Annotated in this window: 1 protein-coding gene; it reads left to right on the top strand. The window is 41.6% G+C overall.

Features of this window, described 5'->3' with window-relative positions; translation table 11 throughout:
• Positions 1 to 1,029: recombinase family protein (locus G5B12_RS16995; RefSeq protein WP_174088949.1), on the top strand; the 1,029-nt coding region annotated here is incomplete at both ends.

Raw genomic sequence — 1,029 nt, 5'->3', positions numbered from 1 at the left:
GAATCTGGTATACAATATGTATAGCCTGGATTTGTCCAAGAAAATTTCATCAGCATTACAGACAAGAACGAGAAATGGTACACGCCTTCCAGTAAATGCCAGATATGGCTATAAAAAAGGAAAAGACGGAAGACTGGAAGTTGATCCGGAGGCTGCAAAAGTCGTGAAAATGATTTTTCGGATGGCAGCGGAAGGAACAAGTTTTGCAGATATTACAAGGGAATTGAACAGACAGGCGATTGCCACTTGTGATGAGCAGAAATTATCAAGAGGGGATCAGGTGCAGTTCCAGAGGTTTGACACGATCAAAAAGAAACATTGGAGCCCTACGACAGTAGCGGCAATTGTCCGGGATGAGATTTATATTGGAACCAGAATCTGGGGAAAAACACGTTGCAGTATGCATACCGGTCATAAAGCAGTTCTGAATGATGAAACAGAATGGATTCGCCTGGAAAATCATCATACGGCAATTATAGACAGGGCATTGTTTGAAAAAGCAAATGAAATGCATCCGAAAAAGAAGAGAAGTGTTGCGGAATCACGCACCAATTTTACTCTGGAAAGGCGTAAAAAACAGCCGGCATTACTGATATGTGCCAACTGTGGGCATTCTTTACTAAAAGAAACGGAGCATCTGCTAAAATGCTCAGATGCTCGAACCAATGGAGATCCTGTGTGTCGAAGTCTGGTGATCCGACGGGAACCGCTGGAGGAGAATATCCTTGGGCTTGTCCATCAGTATGCAGCGTCAATGTTGGAAAAAGAAAAGAAAGTATCTTCCAACAGGCAATGCGACGACAAAGAGATCAATACCGCAGAATTGCAAAAACAAAGCCGACAGTTGACCTCGGAAAAGATGAAACTCTATGATGCTTACAAAGATGGTCGTATAGATCGTGATTCGTATAAGCAGAGAGCTGGAAAGATAAGTGTACAGCTGGAGGAAATAAAACGAAAGATAGAAGATGCGGAGAATAGTAAAAAGCTTCTTGAACAAAATGAACTTTCTGATAAAATAAAACTAAA

Origin of the sequence: Blautia sp. MSK.20.85, from assembly GCF_013317245.1 — a bacterium.
GTDB lineage: Bacteria > Bacillota > Clostridia > Lachnospirales > Lachnospiraceae > Blautia_A.
Note: the sequence above shows the minus strand (reverse complement) of the source record. Positions and strands in the feature narration are given on the sequence as shown.